Below are 21,054 nucleotides of genomic sequence, written 5' to 3' on the forward strand. Positions count from 1 at the left end.
ATTTTTAAAGAAAAATATTTCATTCCCTGTATACGAGCAATCCACCTGCGAATTTATACCCTCATTCTTTCTTTCCTAAACTTTCAACTGCTTCATCCCTTTTTGGAACCGCCTGATCATCCTTGCAGTAATCATTTCCCAAAGCAGAATTTCCGTACATGGATAAATCTTATCTTCAATTTCATTCAATAACTGTTTGTCGAACAAAGTGATCTATATCATGGGAGTTGCCGGTTCGGGGAAAACCACCATCGGGCAACAGCTGTCTGCCAGAACAGACTATCCTTTTTATGATGCAGATCAGTTCCATCCACAGCAGAATATTGACAAAATGAAAAGCGGCACCCCGCTTACAGACGAAGACCGTTGGCCCTGGCTCGCCAATATTCATGCGTTTGCAAAAGAAAAATTAAGTTCAACCAGTATCATCATAGCCTGTTCTGCATTAAAGCAGGTGTACCGGGAGCGGCTCAGTAAAGAGATAGAACAGGATTGCAGATGGATATTTTTAAAAGGCGATTATACAACCATTCTGCAACGGATGAGTAACAGAGCCGGACATTATATGCCGGCAGCGCTGCTTCAATCGCAATTTGATACACTTGAAATTCCATCTGGTGCGCTGGAAATAAATATTGAACATTCACCGGAAGCAATCATTCATCAAATCATATCAAACATAGAGCCCATGCAGGAGTTTGGATTAATCGGGTTAGGTGTGATGGGTAAAAGCCTCAGCCGCAACCTTGCCGGTAAAGGATTTCGCTTATCATTATTCAATCGCCATGTGCCCAAAAAAGAAGAAGATGTAGCAAAAGAATTTATTGCAGCATTTCATGAACTCGCAACCGCAAAAGGATACGAAGACCTTACTCTTTTTACGGCTTCTTTACAATCACCAAGAAAAATTTTCCTCATGGTTCCTGCCGGTGAAGCAGTGGACGAAATGATTGAAATGCTGTTACCTCATCTTTCAGCAAATGATATTTTGATTGATGGTGGCAACTCTTTTTATAAAGACACCGAACGCCGTTGCAAACAATTGCAGGAAATGGGAATACCTATGTAGGCACAGGTGTTTCCGGTGGAGAAGAAGGTGCATTAAAGGTCCTTCGATTATGGCAGGTGGATCAGCAGAAGGATATGCAGCTGTGAAAATTTATTTAGAAAGTATTGCAGCAAAAGATCAGGCAGGTGGAAACTGCTGTGCGTATATTGGCAAAGGCGGTGCCGGTCATTTTGTAAAGATGGTGCATAATGGAATTGAGTATGCTGAAATGCAACTACTCGCTGAACTGTATTCAATATTAAGATGGACCGGGAATTACAATCCCGATGAAATAGCAGCATTATTCAAAGAACAGTTATCTGCCAATCTCAACAGTTATTTATTAGAAATCACTACTAAATTATTACAAAAGAAAGAAGGAGAAAAATGGCTGATAGATCTTATTCTTGATAAAGCAGGCAATAAAGGAACTGGTGGCTGGGCAACTGTTGCGGCCTGTGAGCTCGGTGTACCGATTCCAACTTTAACAGCAGCTTTGTTTGCCCGTTATCAATCTGAATTTTTAAGCGAACGGAAAATAGCTTCTGCCCTCTACCCTCTTCATCAACCAAAAGCAACAGTTGATACAACTGAATTATTCAATACATACCGCCTTGCAAGAATCATCAATCACCAGCAGGGATTTCATTTAATTAATGCAGCATCTGAAACTTATCATTGGAATATTGATATGCCGGAACTTGCAAGAATCTGGACCAATGGCTGCATCATCCGGTCAGAGCTGATGAGCACCTTGAGTAAATTACTGCAAGAACAGAAACACATTCTGCAACATCCTTTCATTGTAAAGCAGGTGGCAGAACATTCTTCTTCGCTAAACAAAGTTGTTGCAAATGCAACAGAAAACAATATCGCAGTTCCCTGCCTGGCAAGTGCCGCACATTACCTGTATGCTTATACACAGGAACAATCAAGTGCAAATATCATACAGGCACAGAGAGATTTCTTTGGAGCACATACCTATGAACGGAAAGATGATACAAGCGGTAAAAAATATCATACAAACTGGTTAGCTGAATAATTTCAATTATGCACTATCAAATCAAGAATTACATGAAACAATTAATCATCCTTACAATCGGCTTCATTCTATTCTCATCCTGTAAAAACCAGCAACAGGAAAAACCTGCCGCTACTCTGTATAACACTCTGTATCAGCCTGCCGTGTTTGCTGACCCTGCCCGACTGGAAAAAATCAAACAGACATTTGCAATTGTTGATAAAATTTACAAAGACTATGCAGACTCCAATCACTTTCCAGGTCTTTCATTTGGAATAGTGGTCGATGGAAAATTAGTTTACACCGGCAATTATGGCTATACAGATATTGAGAAGAAAATTCCTGTTACATCTTCTTCCATGTTTCGTATTGCATCCATGAGCAAAAGTTTTACTGCCATGGCTATTTTAAAACTGCGTGATGAAGGGAAACTGAATCTTGATGATCCAGCTTACCTGTATATCCCTGAATTAAAAAATATCAAATACCCAACTGCAGATGCACCGCATATTACGATCCGTCATTTACTATCGCATAGCGCAGGGTTTCCCGAAGATAATCCATGGGGCGACCGTCAGCTGGCTGATACAGATAAGGATCTGATGGAATTTATCGGCAAACAAATTTCGTTTTCCAATCCCCCCGGTATTGCTTATGAATACAGTAACCTCGGCTTTGCATTACTCGGAAAAATTGTTACCACTGTTTCAGGAATACGTTACCAGGATTATATCAAAACAAATATCTGGGAACCGTTAGGAATGAAAACTGCAGAATGGGAATATGGAAACGTTGCTCCTGATAAATTAGCACATGGCTACCGCTGGCTGAATAATAAATGGAACGAAGAAGAATTACTGCACGATACACCGGACGGTTCATGGGGCGCTATGGGAAGTATGATTTCCTCTGTTGATGAATTTGCCAATTATATGGCTTTGCATCTTTCTGCATGGCCGCCAAACAATACTGCAGATGATGGACCCATTAAAAGAAGTTCCGTAAGAGAAATGCATCATCCATGGCGATGGAATGGATTTAATCCTTCCTTTCAATATCCTGATGGAAGACTTTGTGCAGTAACAACTGCTTACTGTTATGGTTTGGGATGGATGAAAGATTGCGATGGTAAAACGTATATCGCTCACAGTGGCGGTTTGCCCGGCTTTGGAAGTCAATGGCGTATTATGCCTGATTATGGAATTGGTGTAATGGCTTTTGCAAACCGTACCTATGCCCCAATGGGATTTGTGAATTTAAGAGTACTGGACACGATTGTGAAACTGGCTGGTTTACAGCCACGGCAATTACCTGCATCAAAAATATTAGAGCAGCGCAAAAACGAACTCGTAAAAATTCTTCCCCGACTGGAACAATGCAAAACAAAGCGGCATCTTCGCTGAAAATTTTTTTCCTGATTATCCGATTGACACATTGAAGAAATATGCAGGAGAACTTTATGCAAAAGCAGGAAAAATTATTGCTGTGAGAGAAGTAAAACCGGAGAACCAACTGCGTGGATCATTTATCATCGAAGGCGAAAAAACAAATATTGAAATCTATTTTACACTTTCACCCGAAAACCCTGCACTGATCCAGGAATATTATATCCGTGAACAGCCAAAACTGGAAATAAAAAAATAACACGACAATCAGCCTGTTAAATGCTCTGTTTTACATGAAATTGGAATGCAATCTGAAAGAATTACCTTCGCCGCCTTAATCAAACAAAGACAGCATGAAACTGGAAGATGTACTGCTTCAGAGAAGCGAGCAAAAATGTGAACTATGTAAGGGTGAGAACAATGTAAAAATCTATGAAGTTCCCCCTGTTGACCGTACTACCGAAGACAACTGTATCATGATTTGTGATACCTGTCTTGCACAGATTGAAAAGAAAGCAGAACTTGATAATAAGCACTGGAATTGTTTATCAGAAAGTATGTGGAGTGAAGTACCGGGTGTACAGGTAGTATCATGGCGGATGCTGAACCGTTTACGGAATGAAAGCTGGGCTGCAGATAATCTCGATATGATGTACCTCGAAGATGAACGTCTTGCATGGGCCAAAACAACCGGCGATCATGATAATGACTCATCTGTTGATCTGCATAAAGACAGTAACGGAAACCTTTTACAAACTGGCGACACAGTGATCTTAACAAAATCACTGGATGTAAAAGGATCATCACTGAATGCTAAGATGGGAACAATTGTAAAAAATATTCATCTTGTAAAAGACAATATAGAACAGATTGAAGGAAAAATTGAAGGGCAGTTAATTGTGATTCTTACAAAATATGTAAGGAAGCAGAATGCTTAAACAATCTTTTCAATAATATATTACCAAAGAGGCGGACTGTAAACAGTCCGCCTCTTTTTTTTTTCTGTCAATTAATTAAAGTGATACAGTAGTCAGCTTTCCTGAAACTGTAACAGTTCCTTTCTGTGTTCCTCCACTGTAAGTACCGCCGGAATAAAACCCATTGGTAACAGTTGCACCTGTGCAGGTTCCGCCGGTATACACTTTATAAGCAGAACCGCTTTGCAATGCAGATGAAGAGAAAACAAAATAATAAGCAGTTCTTGCAGGTGCAAAAGTTACAAGACTGCTGCCGGATGCATCCTGGATATTAAACAAAGTTCCTGCTGTAACATTACCATTTACTTTTACCAGCACTGTATATTGTGCAGATGTATTACTGGTTGCTTCAATCATATTTCCTGAGTTGGGACCGGATGCAATTAATAACCCGCCTGAAATATTAAACGTACCATTTACATCAATGGCAACTTCCGGTGAAGATGGCGGGCCCTGTACAATTACAGTACCTCCAGTCATTACAACATTTCCATTACCATCAATCGGGTCACCTCCTGTTGAACTTAAAGAAACATTGCCGCCTGCAAAAGTTAGTAAACTTCCATCGCTTGCTTCACCGCCATTACCGTAAGTAGCATTTACACAATCATCAGATGAAACAGCTGTGATATTACCGTTAGTGAATGTAATAACGGGTGCTTCTATTCCTTCTGTTGATTTAGTAATATTCACTGTTCCGGTATTAAATATAATCGCTGCTTCCGATTTTATTCCATCATCAGTTGCAGCAATACTGATGTCTCCTCCATTCACAGTTAAAGCACCGTCGCTTTTCATTCCCTTTGCTTCACTTGTATTTGCACCATAAGTAAATGAAGTTCCTGAAGCAGTGATGCTAACAGCTCCTCCATTTACAGTAAGCGTACCATCAACACTGATGCCTTTACCTGCTGTGCCGGTACTTGTTATTGTTACAGTTCCCTGTGTCATTACAAAATTGCCATCACAATTAATTCCTGCAGCCGCAGCAATATCTGCATCATCCGTATCATAAAAAGCATTGCCGGAAGTTGTAACGGTTATGTTGCCATTGGTCAACATAAAATTTCCGCCTGTTTTAAATCCTTTCGCAGCTTTACCTGATACTTTTATTGTAATAGCATCACTGCTGTTAACAGTTGTATAGCTTTCACTTTTTATGCCGTTGCCTTTATCGCCTGTGGTGGTTACTTTAATTACAGCACCTTTAATTTCTACATAAGGAGTAATTGCTGCATCTGTTCCATCATAAGAAGCAGTAATGCCGTCATCCACACTGTTTACAGTAATTGTTCCTCCGTTAATCGCTACATATCCTTCCCCGCAATCAATCCCGTCGCCTAATGAAGTAACGGCAATTGTACCTGCATCCATTTTAAAATAATCATTGGCATGTATACCGTCAGATACTGCTTTGGAAATTGTTATGTTTCCCTGTGTGATATAAATGTAATCGTCGCTGCAGATACCATGTTTATAATTACCTATAACAGTTAAAGCACCTGTACCGCTGAAATTCAACTGACCTTCACTGAAAAAAGCTGCCTTTTGATCTTCGATACTTGTTGCATAAGTGCTGCCGTCAATCAGCCGGTTATTGGTACCGTTGAGTACATTCACAGAAACCTTTTTGCCGCACTGAATATTAATAGCAGGGCCATCGGCATTTGTAATTCCAACTCCATTCAAAACCAGGTTGAATTTATACTCACCATACAGTTTAAACGAACCATCGGTTGCATTGCGTGATAAAACATAGTTTATTTCCGCAGAAGTTACAGTGGAAGTAACCACTACATCGCCATTTGTAATAACCACACTTATGCCTGAACCTTCATAAGAATTGGTAACCGTTGCTGTTTTTCCGGCATACTTTATCATAACGGCATTGGCAAATGTTGTGTCTTTACTGTTGGTAACAATTGTATCAGTTACTGTTCCCGGATCAGCTGTTCCGGCACTATCCTTTTTGCAGGATTGTATTCCCGTCATTAGAAGAATTGTAAGAACAACTGCTGAGAAGGCTTGATTTCGTTTCATACTATACTATTTATTGAAGGGTTATATTCAGTTTTCAAACGTGAAAGTAAAAATGGCATTGTTAAAGAAGAGTTATCTGCCAGTGAAACGGACATATCTGCCAGTGAAGCGGACATTTGAAATATCAGGTATGAAATCATTTACAACAGAACCTGGGATTGCTTACACACGTTTCATCACTTACATTTCTTTTTACAATTTTCAACAGGAAAACATCAGCATCATTGCAAAAACACTGGAAGCTTATACGGTACAGGTAAAAGTGACCAATGATTTACTGCGGTAGTCTTATAGTTTCAAATCAGTAACCATTTACCGATATATTAAAAATCCCCGTCAAACCAGGCGGGGATTTTTAATAATGCACAAAGAAGTATTTCAAATTAAATACTGATCAGTTTTTTTTCAGCTGAACTTTTAAACACGGCTTCAATTACTTTCATGTTATTAACAGCATCGCTTAAATCAATCGGCACCGTTGTGCCATCGAGAATTGATTTTGAAAAAAGATCACACTGTAACGTATACTGATCAACCGCATCAAAAATAATTTCTTCAAGTCCGCTTTTTGTACTGAGCCAGATACTGGTTGCTGCCAAAACCGGAGCATTAAATGGAATTTCTATATCAATTCTGCCGGTTGTACCAAGAATGTTAACACGCTGGTAAGGCATTAATTGTGTTGAACAGGAAAAGGTAGCAGTTCCTTTATTAAAATGCAGGATGCCCGATGCCATCCTGTCTGTTTGCAAAACAGGATCAAACTCCACATCAGCAAAAACAGTTATGGGTTCTTCATCAAAAAGAAAACGTGACAGTGAAACACAGTAGCATCCAATATCCATCATACCTCCACCTCCTGCTTCCTTTTTATTGCGGATATTATTGGCATCCACGTTATAATAGGAAAAAAAAGACTGAATGGTTTTTAATTCACCGATTGAACCATCCTGGATCATTTTTTTTGTTTTCTTCCACTGCGGATGAAAGCGGTACATGAATGCTTCCATTATTTTCAGATGCGGTCTTTGCTGAGCTGCCTGCTGTAATTGTATTGCTTCAGCAGAACTGAGACCTATTGGTTTTTCACATAATACATGTTTATCTGCCTCCAGTGCTTTGATGGCCCACTGCACATGCAGGTGATTGGGCAATGGAATATACACCGCATCAATATCAGCATCGTTCAGCAAAGCTTCATAAGAATCATAAGCCTTTGGTATACCAAGTAAGGCAGCGGTGTCTTTTGCCTGTTCATGATTGCGTGATGCAATTGCATCAACAGAACAATAACTGCCTGCCTGCATAGCAGATATTACTTTTTCACGGGCAATTTTTGCCGTACTCAAAACTCCCCATCGGATTTGATTCATAGTGCATGCTTTAATCTTTATGTATTCATGTAAAACTAAATTATTTCAGGCGAACAGTCTTCGCTGTTATTGATTTATTCATTTACCTCTTCAGCTGTGCGTTTATATTAAACCTGATAGTAATAAACTCCATTTATACCTGCTCGATGATGTTGTGCTGAATATATGGGATATCAAATTATTCCGGTCATCTGGCTAAAGTATTTCTGCTTTGGACCGTTTGAATGGCTTTGCCGTCATTGACTTACTGGCAAATACAGACAATGGAGAGATAAGGATTGTGAAGCTTTTACATCATTGATCAATACATCAAAAAACTACGCATTGAACTTAAGCCTGGAATTTTCTTTTTCGGGGTGTACATCGTAAATAAATGAAGTCGATAATACCTTTCAGTATGAGTTCCAGTTTCTTTATTTTTACTGCTCACTTTAAAGAAACAAACATGCCAGCCAAACAATTTATTTATGGAGCTGCCCTCCTGTTAGTAATATCAACTTCAGGATGCGCCGGCAAAAACACTTCATCAAAAACAATAACAGACGGGGATACCAGTAAAGTTCCATCCGTAGAAACCCAGAAACCAAACACGAATTATAAACCTGCCTTTGAAGGACAAACAAGAATTGCTGCTGTAAAAACAGCAACTCCTTACAAGGTGGAAAAAATTGCTGAAAAATTAGGCAGGCCATGGGCTATTACCCCACTCCCTGATGGACGGGTGATTATAACTGAGAAATCAGGATACATGGAAATTCATGATGGTAATGGCTTATTAATAAAAAAGATTACCGGTTTACCTGCAGTAGATGATGCCAGCCAGGGCGGGTTACTTGATGTTGCACTTGATCCTGATTTCGCCAACAACAAAACAATTTACTGGTCTTTTTCTGAAAAATATGGAGTGGGCAACCTCACATCTGTTGCCAAAGGTCAGTTGAATGAAGCGGCAGGAACAGTTGATAACCCGAAAGTAATCTTTCGTGCAACTCCTGCTTTAGTCAACAGTAAACAACATTATGGATCAAGATTACTTTTTGATAAAGATGGAAATTTATTTGTGAGCAGTGGTGAACGATCTGTTCTTGAAGGAAGAGTGCAGGCACAATCGCTGCAATCGGGATTGGGAAAAATATTTAAAATAACTCCTGAAGGTAACCCTGCTCCCGGTAATCCATTCACCAACCAGGCAGGTGCAATGCCGGAGATTTATGCGTATGGTAACCGTAACGTACAAAGCCTGGCTTTACATCCTGTAACAGGTGATTTGTGGGAAGCTGAATTCGGGCCACGTGGTGGTGATGAACTCAATCTCATTAAGCCGGGAAAAAACTATGGCTGGCCCATTATTACTTATGGCATTGAATACAGTGGTGAACCAATCGGTTCTGCTATTCAGCAAAAAGAAGGTATGGAGCAGCCGGTGTATTACTGGGATCCTGTTTTATCACCGGGCGGTATGATTTTTTATAAGGGTAATGCAATTCCTGAATGGGAAAACAATCTGTTCATCAGCGGACAAAGCAGCGCACACCTTGCAAGGTTAGTGATCGTTAATAACAAAGTAGTGGGTGAAGAACGCATTATGGAAGATGTAAAAGAACGTGTTCGTGATGTTGCTTATATTGATGGCATGCTTTATACTATTACTGATTCAGGGAACATGTACCGCATCAGTAAAAAGTAACTATAAAATAAACCTCCGGAATTTTAGCAAGGCTGAATTTTTCTTTGATCAGCTGTAAAACTCCGGAGGTTTTTTATGCAGATTTGTTTTACTTACCCGGCATACTTGGTCTTACTTCAATCTTGCTCGGCAGTGTACGGGGATTCATATGTAACAGATCTGCTACTATCTGACCAATATCTTCCGGTTGGATTTTCCATGCATCCGCATCATTGGGAACATGGTTATTAAAATTCGTGGCTACTGAACCCGGCATAATTGTACTGATCTTAATTCCGTACTTACGTAAATCAAGCATGATCGCCTGTGTAAATCCAACTAATCCAAATTTACTGGCATTATAGGCAGAAGCAGATTCAAAAAAGTTGGTGCCTGCCAAACTTGCAATGGTAATGATATATCCCTTTGTTTGCTTTAATGGTTCAATACAGGCTTTCACACTGTTAAATACACCGGTAAGATTTGTATTAATGGTTTCTTTCCATTGTTCTTCAGTGATGTTTTCAATATTTGCAAAATGACCCACACCGGCATTGGCAATTAATACATCCAACTGTCCGAAATGAGTAAGAGTTTCCTGTACTGCTTTTGTTTCAGATGCCAGAGAACTTACCTCCGATTCAAGCGCCAGTATTTTTGAAGCATCAGCAGTTAATGATTGAGCAGCTTCTTTTACAGCTGCCAATTTCCTTCCGGTAATGGCAACTTTCATTCCCTGCTCCAGTAATATTTTTGCAATTCCATGTCCTATTCCTTTGCTTCCGCCTGTTATATAAGCTACTTTGTTTGTAAGATCATTCATGATAAATTATAATTGACTTGTTTTTAATTATTCGTTTGCTTCCTCAAAGTAAATCAATAAACGCATACTGATTGATGAACAAATTGTTTGGCGAAAAATTGAGAAATACCCGGTTAAAAATGTGCTGAGCCATAAATACCGGCACTAGTCGGAACTGCAGTATCTTTAAACAATTGAATTTATTTTGACAAATCCATACAATATCACCGTTAGTAAGGAATTGGCGGCATGGCAAAAAACCATGCTGCGCAGACCATCATTGCTCAATGATCTGTCAAAAAGAATGCAGACAAAAATCAACTCATGGATTCCTGAAAAAATACATACGGCCATTACCGCCACTATTAAGCAGCTAATTAGAGGTGTGTTATTTGGTGCAAAACATACAACCTCAAAACCAATACCCTTTGCAAGTTTCCAGGAAACAGAAACAGCTGTTTTAAAGAAAATCGATAACTATAAAAAAACAGCAGCGGCAGAGGGAGGCATTACAGGAGCCGGTGGCATTTTATTAGGGCTTGCAGACTTTCCCATTTTACTCGGCATTAAACTGAAATTACTTTTTGAAATTGCAAACCAGTACGGCTTTGATGTGGAAGATTATAAAGAACGGGTGTACTTGCTGCATATTTTCGAACTGGCTTTTTCCAGCCATGCCCACCGAAAAACAGTATATCTTAAAATGACTGACTGGGAAAATAAAAAACAACTGCTTCCGGATGATATTAACCAGTTTGACTGGAGAAATTTTCAACAGGAATACCGGGACTATATTGATCTGGCAAAAATGGCTCAGCTAATACCCCTGATAGGCGCACCTGTTGGAATAATTGTGAATTACCGTTTAATTAAAAAATTAGGCATTACCGCTATGAATGCATACCGGATGAGAATATTGAATCAGTAAACTACTTCAGCAATAACATTTGCCCTATATGATTCGCATATGTAATTGCGTTTACCGATTCAGGTTTTGAATTTACCTTGTTGCCGTCCAGGTGCCTGTTGAAACGCCGGCATCTGCAACTGCAGTGCCGCTAAGGCTGTTATCAGTTACTTTGATTCCCGTATAACTGGCAAGCCCGGAAAAGTTAAAAACAAAATTGATGGTATTACCCGAAAATGACCATGTACCTGCGTCAATTTTGCTAAAGCCGCCTTCAACATAATCCCATTTTCCATTTGATTGTAAGGTTGCAGTAAATGTACCCTTTGCCTTAGAGCCTGTGGTAAAATTGTAATTAACAGTCCATTTACCCACATAGGTAAAGGTGTTACCTTGTGATTTTTTTTTGCAGGAAGTAGCATTGAAAAAAACTATTCCCAACAGCAGCAGGCAAAATAACTTATTAAAGTTTGCTGGTCTTAAAGAAAGTGAAGTCATGTATATGTATTTATTGTTTGATTCTTAAAACTGGTCAATGCTTTGCCATGTGTAACTGCTATTCTTAACCAGGTCAAGCATTACATCCTGCATACCAAACACAAAAGGGTTTTCACCGGCTGTTGGGTCTACCCTTGAATTAAGCAACAGTGCCACACACATTCCATTTGAATGCCGCATAAAGCCGGTACGGGTACCCGGTAAACTGCCATAGTTATACCATACATTTTCAGCACTCCAAATACCAATACCGCAGGCATACCCGGAGAATGCAGCAGATGGCGTGGTAAATAAAGTAAGATGGCCTGCATTTAAAATATCAGGCCTTGTACTAAAACCATCAATTGCGTTTACAAACCGTAACAGTTCAGGTGCGGTGGTCATCAATCCACCATCTGCATCCCTGCGTGGAAAAGCAATACTGTAAACATAAGGTGCATCATTGCCCTGTCCGTAATAACTAACTTCATTTGCTTTTTTCTCCGCTGCTGTTTTGCCACTAATGTCAGTTTGGTTACCGCCAATAGGTGTCATTATATCTTCCTTTATATAATTGCTGTAAGTTTTACCAGAAATTTTTTCGATGATTCTTCCCGCAATACAAAAATTTATGTTAGAATAATCATACACTGTACCCGGTGCAGCAGGATTTGGCCGTGTGTTTATAATCCAGTCTATTAATTGCTTGTATGTATAAGAAGGGTTTTGATCAATTACATCGCCACCGGTAGCTGAACCCCATGAGCCGGAAACGTTCTGCAACAAATGCCTGACAGTAATATTTAAAAGATTGGCATTGTAAGGTGCAGTACCATAATCAGTAGCAAAAACACCACCAGTGCCAAACACTTTTGCATCCAGACCCAGCTTTCCATCCTGCACTAATTTTAAAATGGCCGCACCTGTAAATGTTTTAGATACACTTGCGAGGCGGAAACGATGAGCAGGTGTAACGGCTTCACCAGTAACAGTATTGGCTTTACCATAGCCTTTCATATACACTAATTTTCCATTTTTACTTACTGCCAGTGAGGCCCCGGGAATATTGTAGGTACTCATAAACGTGGCAATCTTATTATCAACTGCTGCAATATCTGTTTGAGTAACGGGTGCTGCAGGCGTGCTATCGCCGCCAGGTTTCTTACAGGAATGGGATGAAAGAAGAAAGATTACAAAAAGTAAAAAAGGAAGAATCTTTTTCATGTTTTCGGTTTAATAGTTGTTTAATTTCATCAGGAATGCAACGGCCTTTATGCAGGTAAAAATGCAGTAAGCAGCAACAGCAAGGAATACTCCATTTGGATAGATTTTCAGGAAATTGAAACCTCTATATTTGTTCTTACTTACAACATGAAATACAGTTTTTACATTTTTTTATTTCTTATGACGGCAGGCATGCCTGCCGTAATTTTTTCTCAAACTTCAGGCATAGAAAAAGCGAAGCATCTTATTTACAATTCTAAAACAAATGAAGAAAAACTGACTAACCTGGTTGCTATCAGTAAACTGAAAAATGCCTTACATGCTGATACCATATACTATTATGCAGCTTGGGCAAAAAAACTGGCTTATCAATTAAAGGACAGCAAGAATCTTGCATGGGCAGAATACAGCTTAATAGCCGGAGATTTGGCGAAAGGCAAAACCGACAGTATTACTTACAAAATTGAAAACAGTAACTTATTTAAAGACATTAAGAAAACAGATAAAACGCTGTATTATAAAATACAGTTACTGAAAGCAAACGCTTTAAACCGTCTTGACAAACGCACAGAAGCATTGGATTTACAATTGAAATTATTAAACGAGGCAGAAGAAGAAGGCAATATCAATGCACAATTATTTGTGTTGAATTTTATTGGCGCTACCTATTTAAATGTAAATAAATCAGCAGAAGCAAAACAAGCCTGGCTGAAAGGTCTGGAAATAAGTAAGGAAGCCGGTAATGCTGAAAACAGTGAAATTGAAGCTTATATTTTATCCAACCTTGCCCTTTATTATTTCAATGCTTATTACAGCACCCACACAAAACAGATAAAAGACAGTTTTTTCATCTGCATTAACAAAGCCATTGAATTATCTGAACAGAATGAACATTTAGGTGTACTTGCATCTTCTTTCATATTACGGGGGAATTTTTATGGAGTAATTCAACACCCGGAAGCAGGAGAAACTGATTTTAAAAAAGGCCTGGAAATACGAAAAAAAATTGGCGACCCGCTTTACATTGTAAATGACTTTGTTGGTCTTTCCAATTTTTACTTCAGTCAAAAAGAATACAGTAAATGCATAGAAACCGCAAAAGAAGGTCTGACAATTGCAAATAACAACAGTATAAGAGGAAGCGAAGTCTTTTCGTTGTATACAGTAATGGGTGCTGCGTATAAAGCTTCAGGTGAGTATGTGCAATACAGCAAAACACTGGAACGGTTTATTGCTGTATCAGATTCAGCCAACCAAATAAATGCTGCTGATAAAATTGCTGATATACAAACCAAATACGAAGTGCAAAAAAAAGAAACCCTTATTGCACAGCAGAAACTAGATTTGTTTCAGCGCAACTTTTTTTTACTTGGCGGTGGCATTTTGTCTGTTCTGCTGTTTGCTTACATGGCATTCCGGTTTAAAAAATACAGGCAGAAACAAAAAATCAAAAACACGATAGCAGTAAAAGATGCCGAAGAGAATGAAAGAAAACGTATTGCATCCGAATTGCATGACAACTTAGGTGTACAGGCCAATGCAATACTGCATAACAGCAGTTTGCTGCTTTATGAAACAGTTTTTGATCGAAAGATTGCAGTTAATCTGCAGGAGACCGCCAAAGAGATGCTTTTAAATTTGAGAGAGACTGTATGGGCCATGAAGACGACTGACATATCTGCAATTGATTTGTGGTTACGCATAATTAATTTCATGAAACAAATGGGGCGGCATTACACTTCCATTAATTTTAAGGTAGAGGGAGAAGCACCGGGTAATTATATAATCCCATCCGCTAAAGCATTGAATATTATCCTGATACTGCAAGAGGCAGTAAACAACGCAGTAAAACACGCTCAAGCCTCTACAATTACTGCCAGCAGTTTAGTTGAAGAAAAAACATGGATAATTTCCATGCAGGATAACGGAAAAGGATTCGATCTAAATCTTGAAAAATCAAAAACAACCGATAGCCACGGTTTGCTGAATATGCAGGAAAGGGCAACAGCTTCAGCCATTACCCTTTCATTAATTAGTGAAGCCGCAAAAGGAACAAGGGTAACGCTTCATTTATAAGGTTGTTACTGCAATAATTCTGTATAGATTTTGCCGGCAAGATATTCTGCATTTCTGTAAACATAACCTGAACAACTGGCATTTACCGGTTGTTGAGCAGTGCAATTTATTACTACAACCAGTTTTCTTTTCCCGGGAAGTATATCATTTTTTGTAACAGAACTTTTGGCTGCACATCAATATCCAATATTTTGTCAGGAAAGGGATAGAGTGTATCTCCAGTGCCGGTTCCGGTGAGGATGACCCTTTTAGGGAAAAGATCATTGTTGGTAAATGTAACAGTGACATTAGTACTCTGCCCGCCGGTATTAGATGACTTTGATTTTTTACAGGCAATAAACGTAAGTGCTGCAAATAAAAAAGGGAAAAATATTTTTTTCATTTTGTTGTGAATTTTAGAAATGCAATATCTTTTTAAAGCTCATTGATACCTTTACTCCATTTGGATAGTTATGAAGAGTACCTGAATGGAGTATTACTTTATGATTATCTTTAAAGGAACTTTGAAAAAACAGGCATGATCAGAATAGCAGTGGTGGATGATAAACTAAATAACCGGAAGGTTATTACTGATAAATTATCCCGTAACACTTTTTTTAAACTTGCCTTCCAGGCTGTAAACGGAGATGATTTTCTGCTGCAAATGCACCAACTGCCACAGGATCAGCATCCGCATATTGTACTAATGGATCTTGAAATGCCGCATACCGATGGTGTTTCTGCTATTGGAACTGCTTCTTCCTTATATCCCCATATCAAATTTGTTGTGCTTACCATTTTTGATGATGACGATAAAATTTTTAGGGCTATACGTGCAGGTGCCTGTGGTTACTTACTGAAAGAAGAAAGCGGTGAAGTAATCAATGATATGCTGATGAATCTTTGGGAGAGCGGTGCAGGTCCTATATCCCCCAGCATTGCCTATAAAATTCTGCAAATAGTTCAAAAACCTGCTGTTGAAACTGTGAAAAATGAAGGAAACCCTTTTCAGTTAAGTGAACGGGAAAAAGAAATCTTACAATTACTCAGCCAGGGTTTAGAATATAAAGAGATTGGCAATAAAATTTGCATCAGCCCCAATACAGTAAAAAACACTGTATTAATATTTATCAAAAATTGCATGTCAACAGCAGAGCGCAGGCGTTGCGTATTGCCTATACAAAAGGGCTGATCGGTTAATTACTTCAACAACAGCATCTGTCCGATATGATTCGCCATATGATTGGTGCGGCTGATGACAACATTCAATTTATTTCGGTGTAGCTCATTTACAAAATCTTCTGCAGAAACAGCTGTATGCCTGCTTAGCCATTCATCAGCAGTACATGATTGAAAAGCCGATGAGAGTTTTGCATTCACTGCATCCAGGTTTCCTTTTAGTTCAGAAACTGACGGCATTTCAAGTCCTGATTTATCCGGGTTTTTAACAAACACATTTTCCAAAGCAGGAAATAAGCGTTCCCCAAAGCCAAGCAGGGGTAACATTGCATCGCTTACTGCAATTAAATGACCCAACAGGTAAATGCCAGTATTTCTGCCTGGGGCTATTTCCTTTTGCAGCTGCTCATCAGTTAAAGATTCAAGCAGTTTACTGAGATATTTATTTTGGGCATCCCATGCGGTAATGGTCATCTTAATAATTAAATCCTGTTGGGCAGTTGTTATTGACATGAGTTATTGTTTAAGAGTCAAAGTTAACAGCCTTACAGTAAAAGACATTTTAAAAATATACAATACACGATGTAATCTAACCGGCATCATACTGAAATGTGACAAAAATCACATTGAACAATTGCAGGTTCTTATAATTTTGCGTTAGGTGTTTTTCATAGGTTAGCAACGGCCGACTCTTTCCAGGGACGGCCTTTTTTTAGGGTTTACTGAGCTTTTCTCAGATTGAAAAACAGTCATCCATTGCACAAGGCTAATTGAGCCTTCAACTCCTGTTGCAAAACCCGCAAAATTGTATGAACTTTATACAAAGCAGGTGTATGAAAACAATTCTTTCCTGTTCACTGATATTCTTACTTGTTTCCTGCGTCAATGGAAAAGAAAGAGTTTATACTGCCAGCACTCCGGCTGCTCCTGTTATCCGTTCATTCCTTAAAATTTCAGCCACTGATTCTATTGACTTTATCCGGTGGAAATTAACCCTTCTTGATAACAGGTATATGCTTCAGTGCAATTATGGTATTGGAAAACCAAACACAAATGGTTTTTTAAACGGCGGTACAAAAATTGAACTCAGTGGAGAGTTAAAAAAGGAAGCACATCTTTTCCTTCTGCAGAATGAAAATAAAATCTTAGCACTGGCAGAATTAAATGCAGACCTTCTGCATTTGCTGGATACAGACAAGAGCTTACTCATTGGAAATGGAGGCTGGAGCTATACCCTGAACAATGTTTCACCTTTACTTACCGATCAGGTTAATATGGCTGCATTGCCGGCTGTTCTGAAAGATTCGACAGTATTTGACGGGCGAACACCCTGTGCAGTGCCGGGCATTATTAATCCAGGCTCGCCCTGCTACAAAATAAAATGGCGCATCACTTTTTATGGCAATGCAAAAACCAATCTGCCACTATCCTATAAAATTTTGGGAACTTCCTGGCGTGAAGAAAATGGCAAAGCAGGAACCTGGGAAATTATAACATCAAAAACAGGAAAGATCATGTACAGGTTAAATGACAAAAATGGGAAAGCATTTATTTACCTGCTAAAACTTGATGAGCATATTCTTGTATTTACAGATGCTGATGGCAAACTCCTGGTGGGCAATGAAGATTTTAGCTATACGCTGAACAGAATAATATAAACTCATTCCATCACAAACAGAAAGCCCGCCTATTTACCGTATGTGAATAAAGTTGATAAATAAGCGGGCCATTCCAAATCGATTTTATTTCACTGTTGCAATATTTACTGCTTTCCCCTTGTTGAGTGTAAGCAAATCACTATAAGAACCAGCAAGTATCGCTGCAAATACCAATGGAGGAAATGCAACCGAAAACGGATCACCACTTGAAATATGCGCAATAAATGCCGAAACAAAAGTGATGGCAAAACCGGCATAAACAAATTCTTTTACTTTAACTGAAACAGCCGGAATAATCAGCAGAACTGCACCTGCAGCTTTTGCTGCGCCAAGTTCCAGTCTGAAATAATCAGGAAAGCCGAGATGTGTAAACGCTCCTTTGATATCGGCATTGGTAAAATAGCTGTACGCACTGAACAGCATCATGATGGCTAGTATACCGGTTGTAATCCAGTAAATAAGTTGATCTTTTTTCATGTTGATTAAAGTTTAATTTTTTGTGTAAACAGATTGTAAATATTCTTTCAGAGTGGTTGGCTTCCTGTTGAGCAAAGTCTCCAGTTCTGATGTGGAAGTTTCAAACTCTCCCTGTTCAATGGCTGCACCAAAACCGGCAAACATTCCTGCATACTCAAGAGGCACGCCTGCATTTACCATTGTATTGGTGTACACATCTGCAGCCGGGATTGTGTAAGCAACTTCTTTCCCTGTTAATTCAGTTAAAAAAACAGCCACATCATTTAATGAATAGTTACTGTTACCGGCAAGAATGTATTCTTTGTTTTCATGACCATTACCGGTTAATACTGCTGCTCCTGCTTCGGCCATATCAAGCCTTGTTGTAAACGCAGCCTTTCCATTTCCTGCGGGAAGATATACACCCGTCTCCAAAACCTTCTCGCCAAGAAACATTGGTAATACTTCTGCATACAATGAATTCTTCAGAATAGTGAAGGGAATACCGCTTGCCTTAATGAACTTCTCCGTTTCAATATGCGATTTAGCCAGCATAGCAATAGGTGAAGTTGCAGTATCATTCTTCCGCACAAAACTTGTGTAAATAAGATGTTTCACTCCTGCTTCTTTTGCCGCATTCACAACATTCGCATGTTGCTCCAGGCGGTTCACAATATCACTGCCTGAAACAAGTAATAATTTATCAACGCCTGTAAATGCTTCAATAAGAGAAGAATAATCATTATAATCTCCCACCTTTGTGTTAATTCCTTTACTGATAAGATCAGTTGCTTTTGTGCGGTCCCTTACCAGTGCTCCAATAGTGTTTGCCGGCGTTCCCTTTGCCAGAAGAAAATCAATAACAGCCTTTCCGAAATGCCCGGTTGCTCCTGTAATAAAAATCATGTTTGTAAATTGTAGTTGAAAAATAAATATTCAAACACAAAATTACCTACCTTCGCTATACATTAGTAACCACTATACTAAAGTATAGCACTATCCTTTTGTATAGCAACCCTCAGTAAGTTATGGCAAGAGTATCAGAACTGGAACAGGTAAAACAATGTTCATCATCTTTTGTACTGGCAGTTAATGACACATTGAATGTCATTACCGGTAAATGGAAACTGCCCATTATTGGATCACTTATCTATGGAAAGAAACGATTCAGAGAACTGGAACGTGAAATACCCAGGATTACACCACGCATGCTCTCCAAAGAATTAAAAGAACTGGAGATAAATGGCATTGTAATCCGTACTGTGTATGATACCATTCCTGTTTCGGTGGAATATGAACTCACAAAATCAGGCGACTCTTTAAAATCAGTACTCGATGTAATGGTTCAATGGGGCCTTATTCACAGGAAAAGTGTAATGGGCAAACGGTAAATAGCTTTTACAACCAATGTAACGAAGTGCAGCATAATGAAATTAAACCCGGCAATTATCACGGTTTCCTTTTTAACAGCTCCCCTGCCCATTTCTTTGACCGTTCAATTTCACCCTCTTTAAGCGGGCCTTCTTTATCAAGAACAAAAAAAGTTTCTGCTGCAAGAACAGCAGCTCCATTTTTCTTTAAAGCATTTGCAATATGTTTTGATGCGTATCCAAAAAACCGGATAACAAATCTTACAAATCCCTTCTTCACCTCAACAGGAATGCCTGTATCAAAAGCTGCTGCCTGTGTATTCTTCAGAGAACCTGCAGGAAGAGAGTTGAGAAAATCTTTCATACCCTGCGAAGGCCGTCCTCCATGTGTAGGTGACCCGGCAACCAGTAAATTCACAGCGGTAAGGTCTGACGCTGAAAAACCTTTTACAGGCATACAACGCACCTGCTGTTCAGCATAAACTTCTGCAATGGAAAGGGCAATCTTCTCTGTATTGCCATACAGCGAATCATACACAACAAGGATTTTCATACAAATTAGTTTACTTGTAAGTCAATATTAATCCTGTTGTTTCAAATGATCACTGATAACTGTCAAAGAAGAAAATGATTGTTGTTTTGCAGTTTGGTAAAGCAGCCGGGAACTGCCAATATGTTTTATTGATTATTGTGCTGATGCTTAAACTGTTCCCATTCTTCTTTTGTAATGGTGTATACATAATCCAGTTTGGCAGGTTCACCAAAATAAGCCATTTCCACTTCTCCTGTCTTAACAGCACCAAACCTTTCAATAGAAATTTGCGAACGTTTATTCACAGCCCCAATATAAAACTCTACCCTGTCTACGTATTGAAAGATATGATTCAGCATTAATTGTTTTAATGCATAATTATACCCCTTCCCCCAACAACTGCGGATAAAAAAAGTATAACCGATTGAAACGGTATTTGTTCCAGGAACATAATCACTGTAACGGGAGCTGCCGATCACTTCATTTGTTTTGGCATCCTTCACCATGAATGCTCCGCCTGATTTGATCGCACCATCAAAATAATTTTCAAATGCCTGCAACTGCCACCTGTTCTTATTAGGATGCTGCTCCCAGATGAGTGGATCACTGGCAGCTTTGTACAATAGTTCAAAGTCGGTTTGCTGTAAAGGTTCTGCAATAACCAGTTCATTTTTCAGAGCAGGTTGAAAATTGATAGTTGTATTTTCCAAAACAGTGATAATTGAAATAACTAAATGAATGTAAAACTACTGAAGAAAAAGAATTATAAATCTGTGATTAAAAAATACATACGCTGGCCATCATGACCTCATGGCTCATCATATTATTTCCAGAAATACAAGTAAAGAGAAGCAAACAGAATATAGACAACCGGTAGAACTGCC

Annotated in this window: 19 protein-coding genes and 2 pseudogenes; 10 read left to right on the forward strand and 11 right to left on the reverse strand. The window is 39.0% G+C overall.

Annotated features, from left to right (window positions below; genetic code table 11):
* Nucleotides 1-220 precede the first annotated feature (220 nt).
* The 3 genes and pseudogenes from gndA to IPK31_00185 all read left to right on the forward strand — a co-directional run bounded on the left by gndA (nt 221) and on the right by IPK31_00185 (nt 4,392).
* Nucleotides 221-2,090: pseudogene (gene gndA, locus IPK31_00175) on the forward strand (NADP-dependent phosphogluconate dehydrogenase).
* A gap of 32 nt (nt 2,091-2,122) precedes the next feature.
* Nucleotides 2,123-3,713 (forward strand): annotated as a pseudogene (locus IPK31_00180) (beta-lactamase family protein).
* Nucleotides 3,714-3,807: 94 nt separating this feature from the next.
* The gene (locus IPK31_00185; protein MBK8086520.1) at nt 3,808-4,392 is read left to right on the forward strand and encodes a PhnA domain-containing protein; all 585 of its coding nucleotides are present in this window, start codon (nt 3,808-3,810) and stop codon (nt 4,390-4,392) included.
* A 75-nt stretch (nt 4,393-4,467) separates the two neighbouring features.
* Here IPK31_00185 and IPK31_00190 read toward each other — a convergent pair whose 3' ends face one another.
* A complete protein-coding gene (locus tag IPK31_00190; protein MBK8086521.1) occupies nt 4,468-6,471 on the reverse strand; it encodes a carbohydrate-binding domain-containing protein in 2,004 nt (667 codons plus the stop codon).
* Between the two features lie 130 nt (nt 6,472-6,601).
* Between IPK31_00190 and IPK31_00195 the strand changes: the two genes are divergently transcribed.
* The gene (locus IPK31_00195) at nt 6,602-6,757 is read left to right on the forward strand and encodes a hypothetical protein (GenBank protein MBK8086522.1); all 156 of its coding nucleotides are present in this window, start codon (nt 6,602-6,604) and stop codon (nt 6,755-6,757) included.
* A 97-nt stretch (nt 6,758-6,854) separates the two neighbouring features.
* Here IPK31_00195 and IPK31_00200 read toward each other — a convergent pair whose 3' ends face one another.
* The gene (locus tag IPK31_00200; protein ID MBK8086523.1) at nt 6,855-7,844 is read right to left on the reverse strand and encodes a Gfo/Idh/MocA family oxidoreductase; all 990 of its coding nucleotides are present in this window, start codon (nt 7,842-7,844) and stop codon (nt 6,855-6,857) included.
* A gap of 445 nt (nt 7,845-8,289) precedes the next feature.
* Here IPK31_00200 and IPK31_00205 point away from each other — a divergent pair, with 445 nt between their 5' ends.
* On the forward strand, nt 8,290-9,531 hold the full coding sequence (locus tag IPK31_00205) for a PQQ-dependent sugar dehydrogenase (protein ID MBK8086524.1): 1,242 nt from the start codon (nt 8,290-8,292) through the stop codon (nt 9,529-9,531).
* Nucleotides 9,532-9,619: 88 nt separating this feature from the next.
* Here the strand turns inward: IPK31_00205 and IPK31_00210 are convergent, their stop codons facing one another.
* Nucleotides 9,620-10,333: an SDR family oxidoreductase gene (locus IPK31_00210; protein MBK8086525.1), complete on the reverse strand. Its 714-nt coding sequence runs from the start codon at nt 10,331-10,333 to the stop codon at nt 9,620-9,622.
* A 241-nt stretch (nt 10,334-10,574) separates the two neighbouring features.
* On the opposite strand from IPK31_00210, the gene IPK31_00215 reads away from it, so the two are divergent.
* Nucleotides 10,575-11,240, forward strand: coding sequence for an EcsC family protein (locus tag IPK31_00215; protein MBK8086526.1), 666 nt, complete (start codon nt 10,575-10,577; stop codon nt 11,238-11,240).
* A 72-nt stretch (nt 11,241-11,312) separates the two neighbouring features.
* Here IPK31_00215 and IPK31_00220 read toward each other — a convergent pair whose 3' ends face one another.
* Complete coding sequence (locus IPK31_00220) at nt 11,313-11,717, reverse strand: hypothetical protein (GenBank protein ID MBK8086527.1); 405 nt, start codon at nt 11,715-11,717, stop codon at nt 11,313-11,315.
* Between the two features lie 24 nt (nt 11,718-11,741).
* The gene (locus IPK31_00225; protein MBK8086528.1) at nt 11,742-12,920 is read right to left on the reverse strand and encodes a beta-lactamase family protein; all 1,179 of its coding nucleotides are present in this window, start codon (nt 12,918-12,920) and stop codon (nt 11,742-11,744) included.
* Nucleotides 12,921-13,067: 147 nt separating this feature from the next.
* Here IPK31_00225 and IPK31_00230 point away from each other — a divergent pair, with 147 nt between their 5' ends.
* Nucleotides 13,068-14,996, forward strand: coding sequence for a hypothetical protein (locus tag IPK31_00230; GenBank protein MBK8086529.1), 1,929 nt, complete (start codon nt 13,068-13,070; stop codon nt 14,994-14,996).
* Nucleotides 14,997-15,108: 112 nt separating this feature from the next.
* On the opposite strand, the gene IPK31_00235 is transcribed toward IPK31_00230, so the two are convergent.
* The gene (locus IPK31_00235) at nt 15,109-15,378 is read right to left on the reverse strand and encodes a hypothetical protein (GenBank protein ID MBK8086530.1); all 270 of its coding nucleotides are present in this window, start codon (nt 15,376-15,378) and stop codon (nt 15,109-15,111) included.
* Nucleotides 15,379-15,513: 135 nt separating this feature from the next.
* Here IPK31_00235 and IPK31_00240 point away from each other — a divergent pair, with 135 nt between their 5' ends.
* Nucleotides 15,514-16,167 carry a response regulator transcription factor gene (locus IPK31_00240; GenBank protein ID MBK8086531.1) on the forward strand — a complete coding sequence of 218 codons (654 nt, stop codon included), beginning with the start codon at nt 15,514-15,516 and terminating at the stop codon, nt 16,165-16,167.
* Between the two features lie 8 nt (nt 16,168-16,175).
* On the opposite strand, the gene IPK31_00245 is transcribed toward IPK31_00240, so the two are convergent.
* Nucleotides 16,176-16,667: a DinB family protein gene (locus IPK31_00245; protein MBK8086532.1), complete on the reverse strand. Its 492-nt coding sequence runs from the start codon at nt 16,665-16,667 to the stop codon at nt 16,176-16,178.
* 320 nt (nt 16,668-16,987) lie between these two features.
* Here IPK31_00245 and IPK31_00250 point away from each other — a divergent pair, with 320 nt between their 5' ends.
* Entirely contained in the window at nt 16,988-17,812 is an 825-nt protein-coding gene (locus IPK31_00250) for a hypothetical protein (protein MBK8086533.1), read from the forward strand.
* Between the two features lie 84 nt (nt 17,813-17,896).
* Here IPK31_00250 and IPK31_00255 read toward each other — a convergent pair whose 3' ends face one another.
* Both IPK31_00255 and IPK31_00260 read right to left on the reverse strand, forming a co-directional pair.
* Entirely contained in the window at nt 17,897-18,289 is a 393-nt protein-coding gene (locus IPK31_00255; GenBank protein ID MBK8086534.1) for a DoxX family protein, read from the reverse strand.
* 12 nt (nt 18,290-18,301) lie between these two features.
* The gene (locus tag IPK31_00260; protein MBK8086535.1) at nt 18,302-19,174 is read right to left on the reverse strand and encodes an SDR family oxidoreductase; all 873 of its coding nucleotides are present in this window, start codon (nt 19,172-19,174) and stop codon (nt 18,302-18,304) included.
* Between the two features lie 122 nt (nt 19,175-19,296).
* Here IPK31_00260 and IPK31_00265 point away from each other — a divergent pair, with 122 nt between their 5' ends.
* Entirely contained in the window at nt 19,297-19,659 is a 363-nt protein-coding gene (locus tag IPK31_00265; GenBank protein ID MBK8086536.1) for a helix-turn-helix transcriptional regulator, read from the forward strand.
* A 58-nt stretch (nt 19,660-19,717) separates the two neighbouring features.
* Here IPK31_00265 and IPK31_00270 read toward each other — a convergent pair whose 3' ends face one another.
* Nucleotides 19,718-20,191, reverse strand: a complete 474-nt coding sequence (locus tag IPK31_00270) for a flavodoxin family protein (protein ID MBK8086537.1) — start codon at nt 20,189-20,191, stop codon at nt 19,718-19,720.
* Nucleotides 20,192-20,316: 125 nt separating this feature from the next.
* A complete protein-coding gene (locus IPK31_00275) occupies nt 20,317-20,865 on the reverse strand; it encodes a GNAT family N-acetyltransferase (protein MBK8086538.1) in 549 nt (182 codons plus the stop codon).
* Nucleotides 20,866-21,054 lie beyond the last annotated feature (189 nt).

The sequence above is a fragment of the Chitinophagaceae bacterium genome (assembly GCA_016713085.1).
Taxonomy (GTDB): Bacteria; Bacteroidota; Bacteroidia; order Chitinophagales; family Chitinophagaceae; genus Lacibacter.

Coding starts and splice junctions, on each gene's coding strand:
- IPK31_00185 (MBK8086520.1), top strand. CDS start 3,808: ATGAAACTGGAAGATGTACTGCTTCAGAGAAGCGAGCAAAAATGTGAA.
- IPK31_00245 (MBK8086532.1), bottom strand. CDS start 16,667: ATGTCAATAACAACTGCCCAACAGGATTTAATTATTAAGATGACCATT.
- IPK31_00260 (MBK8086535.1), bottom strand. CDS start 19,174: ATGATTTTTATTACAGGAGCAACCGGGCATTTCGGAAAGGCTGTTATT.
- IPK31_00220 (MBK8086527.1), bottom strand. CDS start 11,717: ATGACTTCACTTTCTTTAAGACCAGCAAACTTTAATAAGTTATTTTGC.
- IPK31_00225 (MBK8086528.1), bottom strand. CDS start 12,920: ATGAAAAAGATTCTTCCTTTTTTACTTTTTGTAATCTTTCTTCTTTCA.
- IPK31_00205 (MBK8086524.1), top strand. CDS start 8,290: ATGCCAGCCAAACAATTTATTTATGGAGCTGCCCTCCTGTTAGTAATA.
- IPK31_00200 (MBK8086523.1), bottom strand. CDS start 7,844: ATGAATCAAATCCGATGGGGAGTTTTGAGTACGGCAAAAATTGCCCGT.
- IPK31_00210 (MBK8086525.1), bottom strand. CDS start 10,333: ATGAATGATCTTACAAACAAAGTAGCTTATATAACAGGCGGAAGCAAA.
- IPK31_00270 (MBK8086537.1), bottom strand. CDS start 20,191: ATGAAAATCCTTGTTGTGTATGATTCGCTGTATGGCAATACAGAGAAG.
- IPK31_00240 (MBK8086531.1), top strand. CDS start 15,514: ATGATCAGAATAGCAGTGGTGGATGATAAACTAAATAACCGGAAGGTT.
- IPK31_00195 (MBK8086522.1), top strand. CDS start 6,602: ATGAAATCATTTACAACAGAACCTGGGATTGCTTACACACGTTTCATC.
- IPK31_00235 (MBK8086530.1), bottom strand. CDS start 15,378: ATGAAAAAAATATTTTTCCCTTTTTTATTTGCAGCACTTACGTTTATT.
- IPK31_00265 (MBK8086536.1), top strand. CDS start 19,297: ATGGCAAGAGTATCAGAACTGGAACAGGTAAAACAATGTTCATCATCT.
- IPK31_00250 (MBK8086533.1), top strand. CDS start 16,988: ATGAAAACAATTCTTTCCTGTTCACTGATATTCTTACTTGTTTCCTGC.
- IPK31_00230 (MBK8086529.1), top strand. CDS start 13,068: ATGAAATACAGTTTTTACATTTTTTTATTTCTTATGACGGCAGGCATG.
- IPK31_00190 (MBK8086521.1), bottom strand. CDS start 6,471: ATGAAACGAAATCAAGCCTTCTCAGCAGTTGTTCTTACAATTCTTCTA.
- IPK31_00255 (MBK8086534.1), bottom strand. CDS start 18,289: ATGAAAAAAGATCAACTTATTTACTGGATTACAACCGGTATACTAGCC.
- IPK31_00215 (MBK8086526.1), top strand. CDS start 10,575: ATGCTGCGCAGACCATCATTGCTCAATGATCTGTCAAAAAGAATGCAG.